16 protein-coding genes are annotated in these 21716 nt (G+C 65.0%); 13 read left to right on the forward strand and 3 right to left on the reverse strand.

Features of this window, described 5'->3' with window-relative positions; translation table 11 throughout:
• Positions 1-54: 54 nt before the first annotated feature.
• Together NJ69_RS03985 and NJ69_RS03990 are read right to left on the reverse strand one after the other, a co-directional pair.
• Positions 55-1095, reverse strand: coding sequence for an AraC family transcriptional regulator (locus tag NJ69_RS03985; RefSeq protein WP_039576360.1), 1041 nt, complete (start codon positions 1093-1095; stop codon positions 55-57).
• A gap of 1 nt (position 1096) precedes the next feature.
• Positions 1097-2215, reverse strand: a complete 1119-nt coding sequence (locus NJ69_RS03990; RefSeq protein WP_039583085.1) for a nitrilase-related carbon-nitrogen hydrolase — start codon at positions 2213-2215, stop codon at positions 1097-1099.
• A gap of 184 nt (positions 2216-2399) precedes the next feature.
• Here NJ69_RS03990 and NJ69_RS03995 point away from each other — a divergent pair, with 184 nt between their 5' ends.
• From NJ69_RS03995 to NJ69_RS04005, 3 genes are all read left to right on the forward strand, one after another.
• Complete coding sequence (locus NJ69_RS03995; RefSeq protein ID WP_039576362.1) at positions 2400-4436, forward strand: NADPH-dependent 2,4-dienoyl-CoA reductase; 2037 nt, start codon at positions 2400-2402, stop codon at positions 4434-4436.
• Between the two features lie 74 nt (positions 4437-4510).
• Positions 4511-8419: a dermonecrotic toxin domain-containing protein gene (locus tag NJ69_RS04000; RefSeq protein ID WP_039576364.1), complete on the forward strand. Its 3909-nt coding sequence runs from the start codon at positions 4511-4513 to the stop codon at positions 8417-8419.
• A gap of 44 nt (positions 8420-8463) precedes the next feature.
• Positions 8464-9354 carry a 1-aminocyclopropane-1-carboxylate deaminase/D-cysteine desulfhydrase gene (locus tag NJ69_RS04005; protein WP_039576366.1) on the forward strand — a complete coding sequence of 297 codons (891 nt, stop codon included), beginning with the start codon at positions 8464-8466 and terminating at the stop codon, positions 9352-9354.
• Here the strand turns inward: NJ69_RS04005 and NJ69_RS04010 are convergent.
• Positions 9345-9890, reverse strand: a complete 546-nt coding sequence (locus NJ69_RS04010; RefSeq protein ID WP_039576368.1) for a cytochrome b — start codon at positions 9888-9890, stop codon at positions 9345-9347. The genes NJ69_RS04005 and NJ69_RS04010 overlap by 10 nt on opposite strands.
• Positions 9891-10118: 228 nt before the next feature.
• Here NJ69_RS04010 and NJ69_RS04015 point away from each other — a divergent pair, with 228 nt between their 5' ends.
• The 10 genes from NJ69_RS04015 (at position 10119) to NJ69_RS04060 (ending at position 21709) form a co-directional block, all read left to right on the forward strand.
• Positions 10119-11009, forward strand: a complete 891-nt coding sequence (locus NJ69_RS04015) for an NAD(+) kinase (protein ID WP_039576369.1) — start codon at positions 10119-10121, stop codon at positions 11007-11009.
• The gene (locus NJ69_RS04020; RefSeq protein WP_209435533.1) at positions 11006-11980 is read left to right on the forward strand and encodes a metallophosphoesterase; all 975 of its coding nucleotides are present in this window, start codon (positions 11006-11008) and stop codon (positions 11978-11980) included. Before NJ69_RS04015 ends, NJ69_RS04020 begins: the two co-directional genes overlap by 4 nt.
• Entirely contained in the window at positions 11977-12855 is an 879-nt protein-coding gene (locus NJ69_RS04025; protein ID WP_039576372.1) for a rhomboid family intramembrane serine protease, read from the forward strand. The genes NJ69_RS04020 and NJ69_RS04025 overlap by 4 nt, the downstream gene beginning before the upstream one ends.
• A 14-nt stretch (positions 12856-12869) precedes the next feature.
• Positions 12870-13130 (forward strand): YeaC family protein, encoded by a 261-nt coding sequence (locus NJ69_RS04030; RefSeq protein ID WP_029614797.1) that lies wholly within the window; start codon positions 12870-12872, stop codon positions 13128-13130.
• Positions 13127-13957, forward strand: coding sequence for a DUF2797 domain-containing protein (locus tag NJ69_RS04035; protein WP_039576375.1), 831 nt, complete (start codon positions 13127-13129; stop codon positions 13955-13957). Before NJ69_RS04030 ends, NJ69_RS04035 begins: the two co-directional genes overlap by 4 nt.
• Positions 13958-13970: 13 nt before the next feature.
• Positions 13971-16628 carry an aminopeptidase N gene (gene pepN / locus NJ69_RS04040; RefSeq protein ID WP_039576377.1) on the forward strand — a complete coding sequence of 886 codons (2658 nt, stop codon included), beginning with the start codon at positions 13971-13973 and terminating at the stop codon, positions 16626-16628.
• Between the two features lie 217 nt (positions 16629-16845).
• Positions 16846-17868: a WD40/YVTN/BNR-like repeat-containing protein gene (locus tag NJ69_RS04045; RefSeq protein ID WP_039576379.1), complete on the forward strand. Its 1023-nt coding sequence runs from the start codon at positions 16846-16848 to the stop codon at positions 17866-17868.
• Positions 17865-20258, forward strand: a complete 2394-nt coding sequence (locus NJ69_RS04050) for an efflux RND transporter permease subunit (RefSeq protein ID WP_039576381.1) — start codon at positions 17865-17867, stop codon at positions 20256-20258. Before NJ69_RS04045 ends, NJ69_RS04050 begins: the two co-directional genes overlap by 4 nt.
• Positions 20259-20322: 64 nt before the next feature.
• Entirely contained in the window at positions 20323-20613 is a 291-nt protein-coding gene (locus NJ69_RS04055) for a DUF5629 family protein (RefSeq protein ID WP_039576382.1), read from the forward strand.
• A complete protein-coding gene (locus tag NJ69_RS04060) occupies positions 20579-21709 on the forward strand; it encodes a lactonase family protein (protein WP_209435523.1) in 1131 nt (376 codons plus the stop codon). The genes NJ69_RS04055 and NJ69_RS04060 overlap by 35 nt, the downstream gene beginning before the upstream one ends.
• Positions 21710-21716: the final 7 nt, after the last annotated feature.

Below are 21716 nucleotides of genomic sequence, written 5' to 3' on the forward strand. Positions count from 1 at the left end.
GTTCCAGGCGTACGAACTGGACATCCCCGAGCAGGCAGAAGATGCCACCGAGCTTTAACCCATTCGCCGCTGCTGGCGGCGAAACTCCCCCGGCGTCAGGCCCGTCCAGCGCTTGAATGCGCGCTGGAAGGCCTCTGCCGAAGCGAACCCCAACAGATAGGCGATCTCCCCGAAGGCCAGCGCGGTATCGCGGATGTAGGTCTGCGCGAGGTCGCGTCGTGTGTCGTTGAGCAGGCTGCGGAAACTCGTGCCCTCTTCAGCAAGCTTGCGCCGCAAGGTCCAACTGGGCATGTGCAACTGTTGCGACACCTGCTCCAAGTCAGGCTCGCGTCCACCGCTGAGCAAGGGGCCCAGCAGATGAATGATGCGCTCGCTCAGGCTGCGCACACGGGTGCGCTGTACCCACTCGGCTTCGCACAGTTGCAGCAAATGTCGCCAGGTGCTGGGGCAGTGCTGCGGGTTGCGCGCATCGAGCACCTCGTGTGCAAGGTGCAGTTGATTGCAGCCGGCATCGAACTGCACAGGCGCACTGCACAGGCTTTGATACTGGGCGCAGTACGCAGGCGCTTCGAACTCGATTTCCAAACGGTCAGCGATGGCGGGTGTGCCCGTTACGGCTGACAGTTGCGCCAGCCACCCGGAAAGCACCGAGTCGACGACGAAGCGGTTATAGGCGTTGTAGGGGCTGATCGAGTAGAACCGCAGCCAGGCGCCCTGTGGGTCTTCGATGAACGCAGAGCTGCCCCTGTAGTTGGCGGCATACAGTGGCTCGAAACGCAGCAGTGTGTGCGCCGCTTCGCGCACGGTCGGTGCCTGCGCGGCGGTCACGCCGGCCAGGCCTGCCTGCGCCAGCCGGCTGAGGCGGCCCATGTGCAGACCCAGCGCCGGCTCGCCACACAGCTCGATCGCCGCATGACCCAGGTGCATGTAGCGCGGGATCGACAAGCGTGCCCCGGCCTCATCCAGGCGCGGTGTATCCAGGCCGTAGCGCTGTAGCAAGGGTGCCGGATCATGGCCCAGTTCACGCATGGCTTGGGTCAAAGGCTGGACGAATCCGACTGACAGATCACCCAGGCGCACGCGCTCGCGCATCAATCTACAGCCACAGGTTCAGCAGGCGCGCGCCCGGGCTCGGTCGGCCCACCAACTGCTCGCCTGCCTGGTTGGCGAAACCCTGGCCGTCGCTGCCCAGCTCCCAGAACTGTCCACGCATGAATACGCTGAGGCTGGGCAGGCCAGGGTTGGCCGCTCGGGTCAACTGGTGCCACGCCATCTCTTCGCTGGTCTGGCCCTTGGCCAGCGGCAACTCGGCCGCCGCAGCTTGATGGCGATTGCCCCGCCACGGTTGTTGCCAACTGCCCTTGCCGCTGAGAAATACGGGATTGGCGATCAATTGTGCCGATTGGCGCACCAGTTGTTCGTGGTTGCGCGGGTACCAACTGTCGCTGCCGACCAGCACCCCCAGGCGCCCGGCCGCGGTCTGCAGCACCTGCAATGGGCGTGACTGGCCATCGTCGATGTAACGCCGTGCTTCACTGTCGACATACTGCTGCAACTGCGGTTGCCCAAGCGGCGAGCCATCACTGGCGAACACCAGGCTGCTGTTGTACAGCGGGCCGCTGCCGACCTTGAGTCGGCCCTCTTCGACGTAGGGCGCTGGCAGCACGATGGAACCGGCCACCAGGGTGACGCCGAACTCGCGGGCCAGACCGCCGAAGAGCTGCTGATAGTCGGTCGCCATCTGCCGCGCCTTCATGCGCAGATGCGCGTCTGAGCGACGGTCGTCGCCGGTCGCGGCCAGCATGGCCAGGCCGTAGTGCAAGGGGTTGCTCAATTCCAGCCATTGCCAGGCGTCGCGCAAGCGAGTGGCCTGGTACAGCTCGTTCTTCTCGCCGCGCGTCCACAGCCAGGTGCCGATGTGCTCGGGCAGCACCACCACCGTGCGCGAGCTGACCAGGCCCTGATCACGGGCTTGACTCAGGTAAGCCGAGAGCTTGCGGTGCAGGCGTTCGAGGTTTTGGTAGTCGCTAGGGTAGAGCAGCGGCTCGATCCCCAGCAGATTGCCACGATCGCCAGGCACGCCTTGGTCGAGCACCCGCTCGATGCGCAGGTCGGAGAGGAAGTGGCCTTCCGGGCGCTGCTGGGTCCAGAACGCGTAGCCGCACAGGGCGGCGATCATCACCAGCGCCAGAGCGCTTGCCAGAAGTTTGCGCATGAAGCGATACGGCACCTTGAAAGGACGGTGTCCTAGGGTAGTCGTGCTGCACGTCAGGATCAACGAATTGTCAGTTTCGATCATTGAGCCCGTTCAAACGCCTGTTTAATGTCACTGCCAGACAACCGACGGGCCCCGGACGAGGCGCCCGCATTCCGTGATCATGCCCTCTGTGGAGACCTCCATGGCCGCTCAACACTATCCCCACCTGCTGGCCCCTCTCGACCTGGGCTTCACTGTACTGCGCAACCGCACCCTGATGGGCTCCATGCACACCGGTCTGGAAGAGCGTCCCGGCGGCTTCGAGCGCATGGCCGCCTATTTTGCCGAGCGTGCGCGCGGCGGCGTCGGCCTGATGGTGACCGGCGGCATCGCACCGAATGACGAAGGCGGCGTGTACGCCGGTGCCGCCAAGCTCAGCACCGAACAGGAGGCCGAACAGCATCGCCTGGTCACTGACGCGGTGCATGCCGCAGGCGGCAAGATCTGCTTGCAGATCCTGCACGCCGGACGCTACGCCTACAGTCCCCGTCAGGTCGCCCCGAGTGCGATCCAGGCACCGATCAACCCGTTCAAGCCCAAGGCGCTGGACGAAGAGGGCATCGAGAGGCAGATAGGCGATTTCGTCAACTGCGCGCGCCTGGCCCAGTCCGCGGGTTACGACGGGGTCGAGGTGATGGGCTCGGAAGGCTACTTCATCAATCAGTTCCTCGCCGCCCACACCAACCAGCGTACCGACCGCTGGGGTGGCAGCTATGAGAACCGCATGCGCCTGGCGGTGGAGATCGTGCGCCGGGTGCGCGAAGCGGTGGGCCGCGAATTCATCATCATCTTCCGCCTGTCGATGCTCGACCTGGTCGAAGGTGGCAGCGACTGGGCGGAAATCGAGCAGCTGGCCAAGGCCATCGAGCAGGCGGGCGCCACGCTGATCAACACCGGTATCGGCTGGCACGAGGCACGGATCCCGACTATCGCCACCAAGGTGCCGCGGGCGGCGTTCAGCAAGGTCACTGCCAAGCTGCGCGGCGCGGTGGGCATCCCGTTGATCACCACCAATCGCATCAACACCCCGGAGGTGGCCGAGCGGGTACTGGCCGAGGGCGACGCCGACATGGTGTCCATGGCCAGGCCTTTCCTTGCCGATCCCGAATTCGTCAACAAGGCCGCGCAGGGGCGCGCGGCAGCGATCAACACCTGCATCGGCTGCAACCAGGCCTGCCTGGATCACACCTTCGGTGGCAAGCTCACCAGTTGCCTGGTCAACCCACGCGCCTGCCACGAGACCGAGCTGAACTACCTGCCGGCGCCCGTGGCCAAGCGCATCGCCGTGGTGGGCGCCGGTCCCGCTGGGATGGCAGCGGCCAGCGTGGCGGCCGAACGCGGTCATCAGGTGACCCTGTTCGACGCGGCAGGTGAGATCGGAGGCCAGTTCAACGTCGCCAAGCGTGTGCCGGGCAAAGAGGAGTTCAACGAAACCCTGCGCTATTTCGCCAGCCAACTGACTCAGACCGGTGTACATCTGCGCTTGAACACGCGGGTGGGCGTCGACGACCTGGTGGGGGGCGGTTTCGACGAGGTGATCCTGGCCACCGGTATTACTCCGCGTACCCCGTCCATCCCCGGTATCGAGCATGCCAAGGTGCTGAGCTACCTGGACGTGCTGCTTGAGCGCAAGCCGGTGGGTGAGCGCGTGGCGGTGATTGGCGCAGGCGGCATCGGCTTCGATGTGTCCGAGTACCTGGTGCACGCTGGCACCGCCACCAGCCTCGACCGAGAGGCGTTCTGGCGCGAATGGGGGATCGACACCGATCTGCGCGCCCGTGGTGGTGTAGCGGGGATCCACCCCGAGCCGCAGGCGCCGGCACGGCAGGTCTACTTGCTGCAACGCAAGAAGAGCAAGGTCGGCGACGGCCTGGGCAAGACCACCGGCTGGATTCATCGCACCGGCCTGAAGAACAAGCGGGTGCAGATGCTCAACGCCGTGGACTACCTGAAGATCGACGACGAAGGCCTGCACGTACGCATTGCTGACGGCGAGCCGCAGGTGCTGGCGGTGGACAATGTGGTCGTCTGCGCCGGCCAGGAGCCCTTGCGCGAACTTCATGACGGGTTGCTGGCCAGGGGCCAATCGGTACACCTGATCGGCGGCGCCGATGTGGCCGCCGAACTCGACGCCAAGCGCGCCATTGACCAAGGTTCGCGGCTGGCCGCCGCCTTGTGAGGGCTCTACATAGTTAGCACCGGCGGCGGTTGGGCCCTCGGCAAGCTCCAGGCTTTTCGCTTGGAGAGTGCCTCATGTCCTCGCTCGATCTGTCCGCCGCGCTGCTGGCGCAACTGCCAGAGGGTCTGCCCGACATCCACGGTCTGCCGTCGCTCGACACGGCGGCCCGTGCCTTGTTCGAAGCCCGCCTGCCCGGCGTGCTCGACCTCGATCTCTACCTGCTGCAGCTAGGCCCTGCCGATGAATCGGGGCAACGTGCAGTGCTCGCGGCCCGTTCGTTGTTCGAGTTGTTGCAACAGGCTCGGCAGGGGCAGCCGGCGGCGCCAGGCGACTTCGAGCCAGCTGACGCGGCGCTGTCGTTGCGTGCCGATGCCGTGCAGTTGCCCGAGGCGTTGCCTGGCCTGACCCTTAAGCAACTGCGTGAGGCGTTGCAGCAGATCGATGTGCAGCGTGTCGCGGCGCGCTGGGCGGCTGACGCATTGACCTATTGGGACGTGCCGCAACGCGTGTCCGAGAACAGTCGACGCTTGGCTTTGCAGATTCAGGTGCGCCAAAGCCTGCGCGAGACCGTGGAATTGTTCGCAGCGGCTGGATGGATCGCGCCTGAGGCCATGACGTTGGTCGAGGACATCGTCGCGCACCCGCGTCTGGTTGATCGCAGCACCCGACGCGGTGTCTATGCACTGGTCGCGCGGACCTGGGGCGACGGCCAAGAGGTGCTTTTGCCTGGGGTGATGGCGGTGTGCACTGAGCCTGCGGGCTATCAGCCAGCGCTCGGTCGAGTGACCGAACGGCAGACCCTGACCGGTACCACGGTGCTCTATTGCACCGGCTATTTCGGTTTCGTGAGAGCCCATGCGCACTTGCAGGAGGCGTTGCATGGGGTGGCGATGGCATTGGCGGGGCAGGGGCCTTGGTTGCAGGCGCTGCTGCGTCGATTGGGCGCTGTCGATCAAGCGCGGATCCTTGGCGAGCGCGCCCGCTTGGGCGGTGGCTTCGAGCTGTTCGCTCGGCCCATCGACGACAACCCGTTCGAAGCCCTGGCCGAGCAGCAGATCGCCGCCTGGCGCAGCAATGCGATGGCGAACGGACGTTCGCTGTGGAACCCGCAACTGGGGCTGGATGCATCACCCCCGCGTGCACTGCACGACCTGCAGGCCTTCGTTGCACATCGACAGGCCTTGCGTGCCCAGTTGCCGATGGGCCTGCGCGAGCTCACTGCCACGCGTCAGGCGCAGTTGGACGCGTTGATCCTGTCGCTACTGGAACAGCAGGCCCAGGCCGAGCGCTTTTGGCTGGCACTGCCGTCTTTCGAGACCTTCGCCGGCCAACGCATTGCTGATGCCTTGGCCGCACGCGGCTTGGCCATCGACCCGGCGCAGGTCAAGGTGATGATCACCATCACTCAATTCTCAGCCGAGACGATCGGTTCGGAGCTTGCGCCGGGCGTCGAGCCCGAGCGGGGGCATGTCCAACCCAGCGTGGTCGAGTGCACGCTGGTGGAGTACCTGGCGATGCGCATGCATGCACGTGCCGATGCCTCCTGGCAGGTTCAGTTCGAGGGCCTTACGCTCGTCCAGGCCGCACGCCTGAACGCGTCCTATCTGGAGACGCTGGGGCAGCAACTCGATTTGCCTGGGCGCTATGCGCAGTTGCTCACCGATGCGATGCGGCCGACCACGCAGGCGGGGTTCGAGGCGAGCCGCACCGCTGCGCTGTCGCAGTTCGAAACGCGGTTGCGCCTGGATGCGCTGTTGGCCAACGCCTGTGGCGTGCTCGACGACTCGGGGCATAGGCAGGTGCTCGAGGTGCTTGCGCCCTCCGAGTCGCCACGCAGTGGCGCACGGGTGGAGGGCCTGGCGATCGGTGGTAACTCGCTGCGGGACGTGCTGGTCTTCTCCATTCGTGGTGAGTCGTCCATCCTCTGCTATCTTCCGGATCACCCGTCTGGGCAGCCATTCAGGCGCTGCCAGTCGCGCAGCGCGCTGGTCGCAATACTGCGCCAGGAGCTGGCGGGAATCGGCATGCCATCAGCCTGGCAGGCAACGCTGCGGTACTGGCTGTCGCGTTTCGGCAAGCATCAGCAGGCTGCCGTCTATCCCCTGTTGCGGCAAATCGCCGAAGGCAAGGGCGGAGCGCAGATCGCCACGGTCGTGATCGACAAGCCACTCGCGCAGCAGGTCTTCGATTATCGGCTCGCCTTCCTGGCTGCCGAAGCCGACAGCTTGGCCTTATCCGAGGCAGAACTGGCACTTGAGCGTGGCTTGGAAATCGCCGTGGCGATTTTTCGTCTGCTCAGCGTGGTATTTCCGGCGCGCGTGATGACGGTATTGGACCTGGCCGAGTTAGGCTACTACCTGTTCAACGGCTATGCCGCCTACGCTCAAGGCCAGCGTCAAGAGGCAGGCGAATACGTGATACAGGCCCTGACCAGCATCACCGGGCTGGCCAATGCCCGTTTTCCCACGCTGATCCCGGCAGCGCGCGCTCAGGCTCCGGTACGTCTGCAGTCGGTGGGCGCGCGTCTGAGCTTGACGCCGGTGCCGAGCTCTGCGCCCATGGCCGGGCTGGTGCGGATCGAAACAGGGGTACGCGAAGGCCTGTTTGCCGCCGACGGCAAGCTCCATGTCCGGCTGGACGGCCGCTACTACCGGGTCTATGAGGTACACGACAGCCTGGAAGGAATCTCGCGTTTCTACCTGGGCGACGGTCAGGGTCCGCTGGCCCGTTCGCTGTTTTCCAATCCTGATACGCGTGTCGAGCGCATGGCTGGCTCGCCGCGTTGGCACGTCATGCCGAAGCTGCAACTGCGCGCCGGCATGCCGATGGTGCCGGTAGGGCGGGCACCGGCACTGCTGTATCTACGTGGGATCAACAGCAGTCAGGTGCCCGATGGTGTCGAGCATCGTCTGCACGATGGTCAGCGCAGTCAATTGGTGTATTTCGATCTGGATACCTGTCGCTGGTATTCGGCCGACAACCGATTGTTCTATGAATACGATGCGTTGGCCGCCCGTCATCGCAGCGTTACCAGGCCCACGCGCCTGCCCAGTGAACTCGAACGCCAGCAGGCACGTTACGAGTTGGAGTGCGTCGATCGCCCGGTATTGCCGATGCTCAAGTCGGCGGCGCTGGGCGAGGCAGTGCCCAAGGCCATTCACCAGATATGGATCGGTAGCGCCGCTGCGCTGATCGCTGCCCACGATGCCACGCTCAAATCCAATGTGGCGTTGGCCCGACAAAGCGGCTACAGCCTGCAGGTGCATTTTCTGGGTGAGGGGGGGCGGCTGCGGACCTTGACGCAATTGACCCGCCTGCGTCTGCGTTACCCCGGCGCGACATTCGTCAGCCTGGCCGGCGAAGCGTTCTATACCTCGTTCAAAGCCAGCGCTCAGGGGCGAGTGTTCGACGCTTTTCTGCAACCACAGTGGCGTAATCACGCTGCAGCCAGCGACGTGTTGCGCTACCGCTTGCTGTTCGAACTGGGCGGGGTGTACCTGGACATGGACGACCGCCTGCTCAAGCCGCTCGAAACGATCAGCCTGCGGCCGGGACAGCTGGCTGTTGGCGCGGTGGTGGAAAACTATCTGCTCATGCTCAAAGGGCCGAACAACAGCCACTTCGCCAGCCTGGCAGGGAATCCGTTGCTCGACGCGATGCAGGCCGAAATCGTTCGGCGTTTCGATCAGGCACGGTTGCCCGAACAGCGTCCACTGCACGATCAGCCCGGCTTCACCGCGTACATGCGGGAGATTTCCGCGATCAGCGGTCCACGGTTGTTCAACGACATGCGCCATCTGGCCGATGTCGAGATCGCTGCCGTGGACGCAGCCAAAGGCTATGTGTTCGATCTGATCGGGCAAGGCGTGTTCGCCGAGCGCGAGGTGATGCAGTGGATCGAAACCGCCGAGGTGCTGCACCCGACGCTGGAGCGCTTCATCGATGTGGGCAATGCGCACAGCTGGCGAACCACCCGGCGTTGAGCTGTTAATCTTGGGCGCCTTGCCGCTGTTCGACGAGACGCCCGATGTTCGCAGACCTTCCCTCCGCGCCGCTGCACCCGCTGCGCCTGCCCTGGCTGGCGCAGGCGGGCGTCGAGTGCGCGATCCTGCGCCTGGACCTGATCGACCCGCTGATCAGCGGCAACAAGTGGTTCAAGCTGCAGCGGCCTTTGCAACGCGCACGTCAGGCCGGTTCGCCTGGCCTGATCAGCCTGGGCGGCAACCACTCCAATCACCTGCACGCCCTCGCGGCCGCGGGTCGCCGCTTCGGCTTCGCTACCGCCGGCCTGTTGCGTGGTCATCGCCAGGACACGCCCACGGTTCGCGATTTGGAGGCGTTCGGCATGCAGCTGCATTGGCTGGGTTATGCGGGTTATCGGGCGCGGCACCATCAAGACTTCTGGCGGCCCTGGCAGGCCCGCTACCCGGGCTGGCACTGCATCGCCGAAGGCGGCGCCGGCGAGGACGGGTTGGTGGGGTGTGCGCAGATCGTCGAGCAGGCCCGTGCTGGACTGGGTGCACTCGGTTGGGCGGACTATCACGCCTGGTGGCTGGCAGTTGGGACCGGCACCACCTTGGCTGGCCTGGTGCAGGCCGAGCAGGGCGCGCATCCCGTGCACGGTGCGCTGGCGGTCCCCGAAGACCACGGCGCGGCGCAGAACGTCGCGGCGCTGGTCGGCGCTTCGGGCTATCACCTGCACGCCGCTTGCCGCGGGGGCTTCGCCCGGATCGACGAAGCATTGCTGGACTTCATCGCCGCCAGCGAGCGCCACAGCGAGGTGCCCCTGGAGGCGCTGTATACCGGCAAGGCGCTGCTGGCGCTGCGCGAGCAGGTCGAGGCTGGGCGCTTTGGCCGTGGCACTCGCCTGATCTTCGTTCACACCGGCGGCCTGCAGGGGCGCCGCGGTTACTTGTAAGGCAGCATGCGCAGCAGCGTGTTGTCGCGGCGCACGTAGTGGTGGTAGAGGCCGGCCAGCGCATGCAGGCCAATCAACCAGTAGCCCCAGGTGCCGACCTGCTCGTGCCAGCCCTTGATGAACTTGGCCAGGTCCGGGTCCTTGCCGATCAGCGCGGGCAATTCCAGTCCATAGAAGGGGATGGGCTTGCCCGCTGCGCTGAGGATCAGCCAGCCGGCGATCGGCATGCCGATCATCAGCAGATACAGCAATGCGTGCATCAGGTGCGCCAGGCCGGTCTGCCAGGCCGGTGGCCGGGGCAGGATCGGCGGCGTCGGACGCATCACGCGCATGGCCAGGCGCAGCCACACCAGCACGAACACGGTCAGGCCGAGCATGAAGTGCAGGCTCTTGATCAGGTCGCGTTCAGCGCTGTCGCGGGGGAACAGACCGCGAAACTCGATACAGGCGTACACCGCGGCGAGCAGCACCAGCATCAGCCAGTGCAGGATGATGGACAGGCGCGCGTAGTGCGGCGTCGGGGTGGATGAAAGCATGGTCGATCCTCGTCATCAGGTCAGTGAGGCGCTCTTGCTGGCGCCTGCTGTGGACTGTAGCGCGTCGGATGATAGTTTTTCGTTGATCCTAGCGGTGAGTTTCTTCGATCGGCGCCACTCATGCTGACCCACGCCCTGTATGCCGGGGCGATGGCCGTTTGCTGCTGGCCAGGGGTTTCGCCCATAATCGCGCCATCGTCACCCGCCGCAGAGCCTTGCAGGAGCCCCATGGAGCAATTTCGCAATATCGGTATCATCGGTCGCCTCGGTAGCTCGCAGGTGCTCGACACCATTCGCCGACTGAAGAAATTCCTGCTCGAGCGCCACCTGCACGTGATTCTCGAGGACACCATCGCCGAAGTGCTGCCCGGTCATGGCCTGCAGACCTCGTCGCGCAAGCTGCTGGGCGAGGTCTGCGACCTGGTCATCGTGGTCGGCGGCGATGGCAGCCTGCTCGGCGCTGCGCGCGCACTGGCCCGCCATAACATCCCGGTGCTGGGCATCAACCGCGGCAACCTGGGCTTTCTCACCGACATTCGCCCCGACGAACTGGAGACCAAGGTCGCCGAGGTGCTCGACGGTCACTATCTGGTCGAGAACCGTTTCCTGCTGCAGGCCGAGGTGCGCCGTCACCACGAGGCCATCGGCCAGGGCGATGCGCTCAACGATGTGGTGCTGCACCCGGGCAAGTCGACGCGGATGATCGAGTTCGAGATCTACATCGACGGCCAGTTCGTCTGCAGCCAGAAGGCCGACGGCCTGATCGTGGCCACGCCCACCGGCTCCACCGCCTACGCGCTGTCGGCGGGCGGGCCGATCATGCACCCCAAGCTCGACGCCATCGTCATCGTGCCGATGTACCCGCATACCTTGTCCGGGCGGCCGATCGTGGTCGACGGCAACAGCGAGCTGAAGATCGTGGTGGCCAAGGACCTGCAGATCTATCCGCAGGTGTCCTGTGACGGCCAGAACCATTTCACCTGCGCACCGGGCGACACCATCACCGTGAGCAAGAAGTCGCAGAAGCTGCGCCTGATCCATCCGCTGGGGCACAACTACTACGAGGTCTGCCGGACCAAGCTCGGCTGGGGCAGCCGTCTGGGCGGCAGGGACGACTGATGCTCGATCCGGCTCGCAGTTTCGACATCATCGGTGACGTCCATGGTTGCGCGCAGACCCTCGAACGCCTGCTCGACGCCCTCGGCTACCACCGCGTGGGTGGCGTGTGGCGTCACCCACGGCGCCAGGCGCTGTTCCTCGGCGACATCGTCGACCGCGGCCCGCGCATTCGCGAGGCGTTGCACATCGTCCACGACATGGTCGAAGCGGGGCAGGCGCACTGCATCATGGGCAACCATGAGTACAACGCCCTGGCCTGGGAAACCCCGGCGCTGCCGGGCAGCGGCAAGACCTTCGTACGCGAGCACACGCCGCGCCACGCGCGCCTGATCGACGAGACCCTGGAGCAGTTCGCCCAGCACCCGGGCGACTGGCACGACTTCCTGCGCTGGTTCTACACCTTGCCGTTGTTCATCGATGCCGAGCGCTTTCGGCTGGTGCATGCCTGCTGGGACCACTCACTGATCGCGCAATTGCGCGCCCAGCATCCGGACGGACGTATCGATCCGCACTTCGTGCAGGCCTCGGCGGTGTCCGGCAGCTTCGCCGCGACCGCCTGCAACCGCTTGCTGCGCGGCACCGACATGCGCCTGCCCGGCGGTCTGACCCTGACCGGTGGCGACGGCCTGACCCGCGCGTTCTTCCGCACCAAGTTCTGGGAGGAAGACCCGCAGACCTATGGTGACATCGTGTTCCAGCCTGACGCTCTGCCCGAAGAAGTGGCCCGCGCGCCGCTCAGTCACAGCCAGAAGAATGCCTTGCTGAGGTACGCCGAAGACGAGCCCTTGCTGTTCGTCGGCCACTACTGGCGCAGCGGTCATCCCGCGCCGATCCGCCCCAACCTGGCCTGCCTGGACTACAGCGCAGTGCTGTACGGCAAATTGGTGGCCTACCGGCTGGATGCGGAAACCCGCGTCGACCCGCACAAGTTCGTCTGGGTCGATGTCGACCGTCCGCAGGCCGGCCAATGAACGTGGTCGAAGTGCTGCGCCTGCCCTTGTCGGTCGACCTGGGCGGCTTCGTGACCTTGCTCCAGCAGTTGCAGGTGCCGCACCGGGTGGTGGAAGAGGGCAGCGATCAAGTGCTGTGGGCACCGCCGGAACTGGCTGAGCAGGTGTTGGACCTGTACCGCCGCTATCGCGAAGGCGACGCCGACCTGCATGCACTGGCCACGCCCGAACGTCCGGCCCAGGACAACGCAGCGCCCTCGCTCAAGGCTCAGGCCCGCGCCTGCAAGGTCACCGTCGCCGTGCTGCTGCTGTGCCTGGTGGTGGCGGGCCTGACCGGCCTTGGCGACAACCTCGCCACCTTGAGCGGGTTCACCTTCCAGGACTACCAGGTGCAGGGCGATTACCTGTACTTCGTGCCCCTGGCCCAGAGCCTCGGCGAGGGTCAGTGGTGGCGGCTGATTTCACCCATCTTCGTGCACTTCGGCGTGCTGCACCTGCTGATGAACGGCATGTGGTACTGGGAACTGGGGCGGCGCATCGAGCTGCGCCAAGGCCCATGGACGCTGCTGGCCCTGACGCTGGTGTTCGGCGTGGTGTCGAACCTGGCCCAGCATGTCATCGGCGGCCCGAACCTGTTCGGCGGGCTCTCCGGTGTGCTCTACGGCCTGCTCGGCTACCTCTGGCTGTACCAGCGCCTGGCGCCGCACCCGCTGTTCGAACTGCCTCGCGGCGTCCTGGCAATGATGCTGATCTGGCTGGTGGTCTGCCTGAGCGGCGTCGTCGGTCAGCTCGGTTTCGGCCAGATCGCCAATGCCGCCCATGTCGGCGGCCTGCTCATCGGTTGCCTGAGCGGCCTCTTGGGTGGGCTGCTGGCCCGGCGTAAACTGTCGGCTTGATTCAGGAGACGTTCATGTCCACTTTCGCGCAAATGATCGAAAACATCACACCCGAGATCTACCAGAGCCTGAAGACGGCCGTGGAGATCGGCAAATGGTCCGATGGCCGCAAGCTCACCGCCGAGCAGAAAGAGCTGTCGTTGCAGGCCATGATCGCCTGGGAGGCCAGCAACCTGCCCGAGGAGCAGCGCACCGGCTACATGGGCGCCCAGGAATGCGCGTCCAAGTCTGCGCCGATCCCCAACATTCTGTTCAAGTCGGACTCGGTACATTGATCGAACTCGCTCGCGGCTCTTTGAGCAAGATGGCGGTGCGCCTGGACGCACCGGTGGTGCAATACAGTTTTCGCCTTGGCGAACAGCAGGTGCCGGTCAATCCGCTGATCGGCCAGACCCTGCGCCTGGAGTACCTGGGCGCGATTCATTGCAGTCATTGCGGCAAACGCACCAAGACCAGCTTCAGCCAGGGCTATTGCTACCCGTGCATGACCAAGCTGGCGCAGTGCGACCTCTGCATCATGGCGCCGGAGCGCTGCCACTACGACGCCGGCACCTGCCGCGAACCGTCGTGGGGCGAGCAGTTCTGCATGACCGACCACATCGTCTACCTGGCCAACTCGTCGGGCATCAAGGTCGGCATCACCCGCGCCACCCAACTGCCCACCCGCTGGCTCGACCAGGGCGCCAGCCAGGCGTTGCCGATCCTGCGCGTTGCCACGCGCCAGCAGTCCGGGCTGGTCGAAGACCTGCTGCGCAGCCAGGTGCCGGACCGCACCAACTGGCGCACCCTGCTCAAGGGCGATGCCGAGGTACTCGATTTGCCGGCCGTGCGCGAGCAGATCTTCGATGCCTGCGCCGAGGGCCTGCGCGGGCTGCAGGCACGGTTCGGCCTGCAGGCGATCCAGCCGCTGGCCGATGCCGAGGTGGTGCAGATGCGCTATCCGGTCCAGGCCTACCCGAAGAAGATCGTCAGCTTCAACCTGGACAAGGATCCGGTGGTCGAGGGCACGTTGCTGGGCATCAAGGGTCAATACCTGATCTTCGACACCGGCGTGATCAACATTCGCAAGTACACGGCTTATCAGTTGGCCGTGCTCCAGTAAAAGGATCGTCCGCATGCGCACCGAACAACCGCAAGTGATCTACCTCAAGGACTATCAGGCCCCCGAGTACCTGATCGACGAGACGCACCTGACCTTCGAGCTGTTCGAAGACCACAGCCTGGTGCACGCGCAACTGGTCATGCGACGCAACCCTGAGCGCGGCGCCGGCTTGCCGCCGCTGGTGCTCGACGGCCAGCACCTGGAGTTGCTGCGCGCCGCGCTGGACGATCAGGAACTGCACGCTGGCGAGTATCAACTCGATGACGACAGCCTGACCCTGCAGCCCGAAGCCGAGCGCTTCACCCTCGACACCAGCGTCAAGATCCACCCGGAAAGCAACACTGCGCTGGAGGGGCTGTACAAGTCCGGCAGCATGTTCTGCACCCAGTGCGAAGCCGAGGGCTTTCGCAAGATCACCTATTACCTCGACCGCCCGGATGTGATGAGCACCTTCACCACCACGGTGATCGCCGAACAGCATCGCTACCCGGTGCTGCTGTCCAACGGCAACCCGGTCGACAGCGGTCCGGCCGAAGACGGGCGCCACTGGGCCACCTGGGAAGACCCGTTCAGAAAGCCCGCTTACCTGTTCGCCCTGGTAGCGGGCGACTTGTGGTGCGTCGAGGACAGCTTCAGCCGTCAGTCCGGTCGCGACGTGACGCTGCGCATCTACGTCGAACCCGAGAACATCGACAAGTGCCAGCACGCCATGGTCAGCCTGAAGAAGTCCATGCGCTGGGATGAAGAGGTGTATGGCCGCGAGTACGACCTGGACATCTTCATGATCGTCGCAGTCAACGACTTCAACATGGGCGCCATGGAAAACAAGGGCCTGAACATCTTCAACTCCAGCTGCGTGCTGGCGCGCGCCGAGACGGCCACCGACGCCGCTCACCAGCGTGTGGAAGGGGTGGTAGCCCACGAGTACTTCCACAACTGGTCGGGCAACCGCGTGACCTGCCGCGACTGGTTCCAACTGTCGCTCAAGGAAGGCTTCACGGTGTTCCGCGATGCCGAGTTCAGTGCCGACATGAATTCGCGCACGGTCAAGCGCATCGAAGACGTCGCCTACCTGCGCACCCACCAGTTCGCCGAAGACGCCGGCCCCATGGCCCACCCGGTGCGTCCGGACAGCTTCATCGAAATCTCCAACTTCTACACCCTGACCGTCTACGAGAAGGGGGCCGAGGTGGTCGGCATGGTCCGCACCCTGCTGGGCGCCGAGGGTTTCCGCAAAGGCAGCGACCTGTATTTCGACCGTCATGACGGCCAGGCCGTGACCACCGACGATTTCATCAAGGCCATGGAAGATGCCAACGGCGTCGACCTGACCCAGTTCAAACGCTGGTACAGCCAGGCGGGAACGCCGCGCCTGGAGGTCAGCGAGGCCTATGACGCTGGCGCCCAGACCTACAGCCTGACCTTCCGCCAGAGCTGCCCGGCGACCCCGGACAAGGCCGAGAAACGACCGTTCGTGATCCCCGTGGCGCTCGGTCTGCTCGATGCGCACGGCAACGACCTGCCGCTGCAACTGCTCGGCGAGGCGCAGGCCACTGGCACCCACCGCGTGCTGGCGGTGACCGAAGCCGAGCAGACCTTCACCTTCCAGGGCATCGCTGCCAAGCCGCTGCCTTCGCTGCTGCGCGGTTTCAGCGCGCCGGTCAAGCTGAGCTTCCCCTACGACCGCGACCAGCTGATGTTCCTCATGCAGCACGACAGCGACGGTTTCAACCGCTGGGAGGCGGGGCAACAGTTGGCCGTGCAGGTGTTGCAGGAGCTGATCGGTCAGCATCAGCGCGGCGAAGCGCTGAAACTCGATCCTCGGCTGATGACCGCCCTGGGTACGGTACTGGGCAACGAGTCGCTGGATCCGGCCATGGTCGCCGAGATGCTGTCGCTGCCAGGCGAGGCGTACCTGACCGAAATCAGCCAGGTGGCGGATGTCGACGCGATTCATGCGGCCCGTGAATTCACCCGCAGGCAGATCGCCGAGCAACTGTTCGATGCGCTCTGGGCGCGCTACCAGGCGCACCGCGAGGTGTCGCGCAACACCGCCTATGTGGCCGAGGCCGAGCACTTCGCCCGCCGCAGCCTGCAGAACATCGCGCTGTCGTACCTGATGCTCACTGGCAAGGCGCAGGTGCTGGAAGCGACCCTCGAGCAGTTCGAGCACGCCGACAACATGACCGAACGCCTGACCGCCCTGGCGGTACTGGTCAACTCGCCGTTCGAAGCCGAGCGCGCCAAGGCGCTGGAGGCCTTCGCCGAGCACTTCAAGGACAACCCGCTGGTCATGGACCAGTGGTTCAGCGTGCAGGCGGCAAGCAGCCTTCCGGGCGCGCTGGCACGGGTCAAGGCATTGATGCAGCACCCAGCCTTCACCTTGAAGAACCCGAACAAGGTGCGTGCAGTGGTCGGCGCCTTCGCCGGGCAGAACCTGGTCAACTTCCACGCCGCCGACGGTTCGGGCTATCGCTTCCTGGCGGACCTGGTGATCGAGCTCAACGCCCTCAACCCGCAGATCGCCTCGCGTCAACTCTCGCCCCTGACCCGCTGGCGCAAGTACGATGCCGCGCGTCAGGCGCTGATGAAGGGCGAGCTGGAGCGGATTCTCGCTTCCGGTGAGCTGTCCAGCGATGTGTATGAGGTGGTGAGCAAGAGCCTGGCTTGATGCGTGGCGACAAGGCCGTCTCCGCAACCATTGGGAGGCGGCCTTGTCGCGTCTGAGTGCCATGTTGCTGGCATAACAAAACATAACGTCCCGCCCGTTGTGTCCGCGCGAAGTTCCCCGATAGGATCGCCCCACGCTATCGCAGGGCTCTGGATCAAGGGTTTTCGCAGGACCTGCAAGGCATTGACCCACTACAAGAACACAACAGGGGGCGGTGATGAGGGAATGGCTGAGGGTGGATGTCAGGCGCGCAGCCTTGGCGTTGACGGCCAGCGCACTAGTGGCGCTGGGCACCTGGACAAACACCGCGCAGGCGGCCGCCGCCACCGAATACTCGGTGGAGTCGGCCAAGGCCAGCCGCAGTCTGCTGATCGACGCCGCCCACGCCGGGCCGCGTCTGGTGGTGGTCGGCGATCGCGGCCACATCCTGTTTTCCGATGACCAGGGCAAGACCTGGAGCCAGGCCCGGGTGCCGACCCGGCAACTGCTCACCGCCGTGTTCTTCCTCGATGACAAGCGCGGCTGGGCGGTGGGGCATGATGCGCAGATCCTTGCCACCACCGATGGCGGCGCGACCTGGAACAAGCAGTTCGAGGACCTCGCCCGCGAAGCGCCGCTGCTGGATGTGCGCTTCATCGACGCCCAGCATGGCTTCGCCGTCGGCGCCTACGGTGCGCTGCTGGAAACCACCGACGGTGGCCAGCACTGGCAGGATGTGGGCGAGCGCTTGGACAACCCCGAGCAGATGCACCTCAATGCCATCACCCAGGTCAAGGACGCTGGCCTGTTCATCGTCGGCGAGCAAGGCAGCATGTTCCGCTCAAGTGATGACGGCCTGACCTGGACGCCGGTGCAAAGCCCCTATGAAGGTTCGCTGTTCGGTGTGATCGGCACTGCCCAGCCGCGCACCCTGCTGGCCTTCGGGCTGCGGGGCAACCTGCTGCGCTCCACCGACTTCGGCGACAGTTGGCACGCCATTGAGGTGCAGACCCCACGCGGGCCGCTGGAATTCGGCCTGGCCAACGCCACGTTGCTGGGCGACGGCAGCCTAGTGGTGGTGGGCAACGGCGGCAGCGTCTTGCGCAGCCGCGACGACGGCCAGACCTTCAGCCTCTACAACCGCGCCGACCGTCTGGCCCTGGCCGGTGTCAGTGGCCTGAGCAACGACCGCCTGCTGCTGGTGGGGCAGGGCGGGGTGCATCTGGCCAGTGCCGAAGGTGCCGATGAGGTGCAGCCATGAACCGTCCGGAGAAGCTCGACATGCATCATAACGACAAGGCCACCCTGCTCGAGCGGCTGATCTTCAACAATCGCCCGGTGGTCATCGCACTGTGCGTGGTGGTCAGCCTGTTCCTGTTCTGGCAGGCCACGCAGATCCGCCCGTCCACCAGCTTCGAGAAGATGATTCCGCTGCAGCACCCCTTCATCGAACAGATGCTGGAGCACCGCGACGACCTGGCCAATCTCGGCAACACCGTGCGCATCTCGGTGGAGGCCGTCAACGGTGACATCTTCGACAAGGACTACATGGAGACCCTGCGTCAGATCAACGACGAGGTGTTCTACCTGCCCGGCGTCGACCGCGCCGGGCTCAAGTCGCTGTGGAGCCCCAGCGTGCGCTGGAGCGAAGTGACCGAGGAAGGTTTCTCCGGCGGAGAGGTGATCCCCAACACCTACGATGGCTCGCCGGACAGCCTCGACACCCTGCGCGACAACGTGCTCAAGTCCGGGCAGGTCGGCCGGTTGGTGGCCAACAATTTCAAGTCGAGCATCATCGACATCCCGCTGCTGGAGACTTTCCCCGACCCGCAGGACCCCGGCACGCTCACCCGGCTGGACTACCAGAAGTTCTCGCATCAACTGGAAGAGAAGATCCGCGACAAGTTCCAGGCACAGAACCCCAACGTGAAGATCCATATCGTCGGCTTCGCCAAGAAGGTCGGCGATCTAATCGACGGCCTGGTGATGGTGGCGATGTTCTTCGGCATCGCCTTGCTGATCACCTGGGCACTGCTGTACTGGTTTACCTGGTGCATCCGCAGCACCATCGCCGTGCTCATCACCACCTTGGTGGCGGTGGTCTGGCAACTGGGGCTGATGCATGCGGTAGGCTTCGGCCTGGATCCGTATTCGATGCTGGTGCCGTTCCTGATCTTCGCCATCGGCATTTCCCACGGGGTGCAGAAGATCAATGGCATCGCCCTGCAGTCCAGCGACGCCGATAACGCCCTGACCGCCGCCCGACGCACCTTCCGCCAACTGTTCCTGCCGGGGATGATCGCCATCCTCGCCGACGCCGTGGGCTTCATCACCCTGCTGATCATCGACATCGGCGTGATCCGCGAATTGGCCATCGGCGCCTCGATCGGCGTGGCGGTGATCGTCTTCACCAACCTGATCCTGCTGCCGGTGGCCATCAGCTACGTCGGTATCAGCCAGAAGGCCATCGCCCGCAGCAAGAAGGATGCGGTCTGCGAGCACCCGTTCTGGCGCCTGCTGTCGAACTTCGCCAGCCCCAAGGTGGCGCCAGTGTCCATCGGGTTGGCGCTGTTGGCCTTCGCGGGTGGGCTCTGGTACAGCCAGAACCTGAAGATCGGCGACCTCGACCAGGGCGCGCCTGAGCTGCGTCCCGACTCACGCTACAACCTGGACAACCGCTTCATGATCGGCAACTACTCCACCAGTTCCGATGTGCTGGTGATCATGGTCAAGACCGCTGCCGAGCGCTGTTCGGTGCACGACACGATGGCGCCCATCGACGAGTTGATGTGGACGATGGACAACACCCCCGGCGTGCAGTCGACCATCTCCCTGGTGACCGTGTCCAAGCAGGTGATCAAGGGCATGAACGAAGGCAGCCTGAAGTGGGAGACGCTGTCGCGCAACCCGGACATCCTCAACAACTCCATCGCCCGTGCCGACGGGCTGTACAACGCCAACTGCTCGCTGGCCCCGGTGCTGGTGTTCCTCAACGACCACAAGGCCGAGACCCTCGAACGGGTCACCGCCGCCGCCAAGGCCTTTGCCGAGGCGCATGATCGTGACGGCTTGCAGTTCCTGCTCGCGGCCGGCAACGCCGGCATCGAGGCGGCCACCAACGAGGTGATCAAGTCGGCCGAGCTGACCATCCTGATCCTGGTGTACCTGTGTGTGGCGGTGATGTGCCTGATCACCTTCCGCTCCTTCGCCGCGACCCTGTGCATCGTATTGCCGCTGGTGCTGACCTCGGTGCTGGGCAACGCCCTGATGGCCTTCATGGGCATCGGCGTGAAAGTGGCGACACTGCCGGTGGTGGCCTTGGGCGTGGGCATTGGGGTGGACTACGGCATCTACATCTACAGCCGCCTGGAAAGCTTCCTGCGCGCGGGGTTGCCGTTGCAGGAGGCCTACTACGAAACCCTGCGCTCCACTGGCAAGGCCGTGCTGTTCACCGGTCTGTGCCTGGCCATCGGCGTGTGCACCTGGATCTTCTCGGCGATCAAGTTCCAGGCCGACATGGGCCTGATGCTCACCTTCATGCTGCTGTGGAACATGTTCGGGGCGCTGTGGCTGCTGCCGGCACTGGCGCGCTTCCTGATCAAGCCGCAGAAGATGGCGGGCAAGCCGGGCGGCTCGATCTTCGCCCACTGAGCCAGGGGCGGGCAGGCGGCCGGGGCGATATACTGGCCGCCTTTTTTCGCCCTAGGTGGTTCCCATGCCCGCTCTTGCTACCGCTCTCGAATCCTGCGACATGCTGCTGATCGACGGCTTGCATGCCTTTGACTTCACCTGCGACGACACCGGCCTGGTGGTCGAGTGCATGGACGGTCGCCAGCTGCGCCGCTGGACTTTCAGTGCCGAGCAGGTCGCCGCCGCCCGCGCCGAGGGGAACGATTGGTTGCTGGCCGATGCCGAAGCTGAACACCGCCTGGTGTTGATGAGTGCCTTTCGCGCCCCCGATGAGGACGAAGATGAACCGGAACTGGAAGCGCCTGCTGATCGTTAGTCTCATGGGTCTGGGCGTCAACGCGCAGGCTGCCACGTTGCTGGTGGGCAGCTATACCGATGGCGCCAGCAAGGGCCTGTATCGCTATGCCTTCGATACCGACACCGGGCGCATCGAACAGCAGCCGCTGCAAGTGATCGAGGTCGACAGCCCGTCTTGGCTGGTGCTGTCCGAAGACCACAAGCAGCTGTTTACCGTCAACGAGACGCGTGCAGGTCATGTCAGCAGCTATGCGGTGGGCAGCGACGGCGAGCTCGAACCGCTCGGACAGGTGCCCAGCCTGGGCGATGAGCCGACCCATGCCAGCTTGAGCCAGGACGAACGCTACCTGTTCGTGGCCAACTACGCCGTGGCCCCCGACCCCGGTGGCAGCCTGGTGGTGATTGCGGTGGACCGCGACGGCAAACTGGGCAAGGTGCAACAGCAATTGCGGCATGCGCCGAGCCAGGTCAATGCCGAGCGCCAGCGCGGTGGCCATGTGCATTCGGTGGTGCGCTCCCCCGATGGCAGCCACCTGTATGCCAGTGACCTGGGCGCCGACAAGGTGTTCATCTATCGCTACGACGGCGCCAGCAGCGATCAGCCATTGACCCCGGCCACTCCGGCATCGGTCACGCTGCCGCCGGGCAGCGGGCCGCGTCACCTGCTGTTCGATGCCAAGGGCCGGCATGCCTACCTCACCCTGGAAATGAGCGCCGAAGTGGTGATGTTCGATGTCCGTCAGGTCGAGTTGATCGAGCGCCAGCGCCTGCCCCTCACCGACAGCGCCGACCCGGCGGCGAAGGCCGCTGCAGGGCTGCACCTGTCGGACGATGGGCGGTTTCTCTACGTCAGCAACCGTGGCACCGCCAACCAGATCGTGGTCTATGCCGTCGATCCCGAGGATGGCCACCTGACCCTGGTGCAGCGTCGCTCGGTGGAAGGCGATCATCCCCGGGAATTCGCCTTGGACCCCAGTGGCAAGTTCCTGCTGGTGGCCAACCAGAAGAGCAACCAGATCGTGGTGATGCACCGAGACCCGCGCAGCGGCAGGCTCGGCGACACGGTGCAGACCCTGGCTCAGGACGCGCCCTCGGACCTGAAGCTGTTCGAGTGATTGGCGC

The sequence above is a fragment of the Pseudomonas parafulva genome, assembly GCF_000800255.1.
In the GTDB taxonomy this organism is placed as follows: Bacteria; Pseudomonadota; Gammaproteobacteria; order Pseudomonadales; family Pseudomonadaceae; genus Aquipseudomonas; species Aquipseudomonas boreofloridensis.

What these genes read in the sequence shown, in the direction of transcription:
- NJ69_RS04060 (WP_209435523.1), top strand. Translation starts at nt 20,579, where the DNA reads ATGAACCGGAACTGGAAGCGCCTGCTGATCGTTAGTCTCATGGGTCTG.
- NJ69_RS03990 (WP_039583085.1), bottom strand. Translation starts at nt 2,215, where the DNA reads ATGCGCAAACTTCTGGCAAGCGCTCTGGCGCTGGTGATGATCGCCGCC.
- NJ69_RS04055 (WP_039576382.1), top strand. Translation starts at nt 20,323, where the DNA reads ATGCCCGCTCTTGCTACCGCTCTCGAATCCTGCGACATGCTGCTGATC.
- NJ69_RS04050 (WP_039576381.1), top strand. Translation starts at nt 17,865, where the DNA reads ATGAACCGTCCGGAGAAGCTCGACATGCATCATAACGACAAGGCCACC.
- NJ69_RS04005 (WP_039576366.1), top strand. Translation starts at nt 8,464, where the DNA reads ATGTTCGCAGACCTTCCCTCCGCGCCGCTGCACCCGCTGCGCCTGCCC.
- NJ69_RS04045 (WP_039576379.1), top strand. Translation starts at nt 16,846, where the DNA reads ATGAGGGAATGGCTGAGGGTGGATGTCAGGCGCGCAGCCTTGGCGTTG.
- NJ69_RS04030 (WP_029614797.1), top strand. Translation starts at nt 12,870, where the DNA reads ATGTCCACTTTCGCGCAAATGATCGAAAACATCACACCCGAGATCTAC.
- NJ69_RS04025 (WP_039576372.1), top strand. Translation starts at nt 11,977, where the DNA reads ATGAACGTGGTCGAAGTGCTGCGCCTGCCCTTGTCGGTCGACCTGGGC.
- NJ69_RS04000 (WP_039576364.1), top strand. Translation starts at nt 4,511, where the DNA reads ATGTCCTCGCTCGATCTGTCCGCCGCGCTGCTGGCGCAACTGCCAGAG.
- NJ69_RS03995 (WP_039576362.1), top strand. Translation starts at nt 2,400, where the DNA reads ATGGCCGCTCAACACTATCCCCACCTGCTGGCCCCTCTCGACCTGGGC.
- NJ69_RS04015 (WP_039576369.1), top strand. Translation starts at nt 10,119, where the DNA reads ATGGAGCAATTTCGCAATATCGGTATCATCGGTCGCCTCGGTAGCTCG.
- NJ69_RS04010 (WP_039576368.1), bottom strand. Translation starts at nt 9,890, where the DNA reads ATGCTTTCATCCACCCCGACGCCGCACTACGCGCGCCTGTCCATCATC.
- pepN (WP_039576377.1), top strand. Translation starts at nt 13,971, where the DNA reads ATGCGCACCGAACAACCGCAAGTGATCTACCTCAAGGACTATCAGGCC.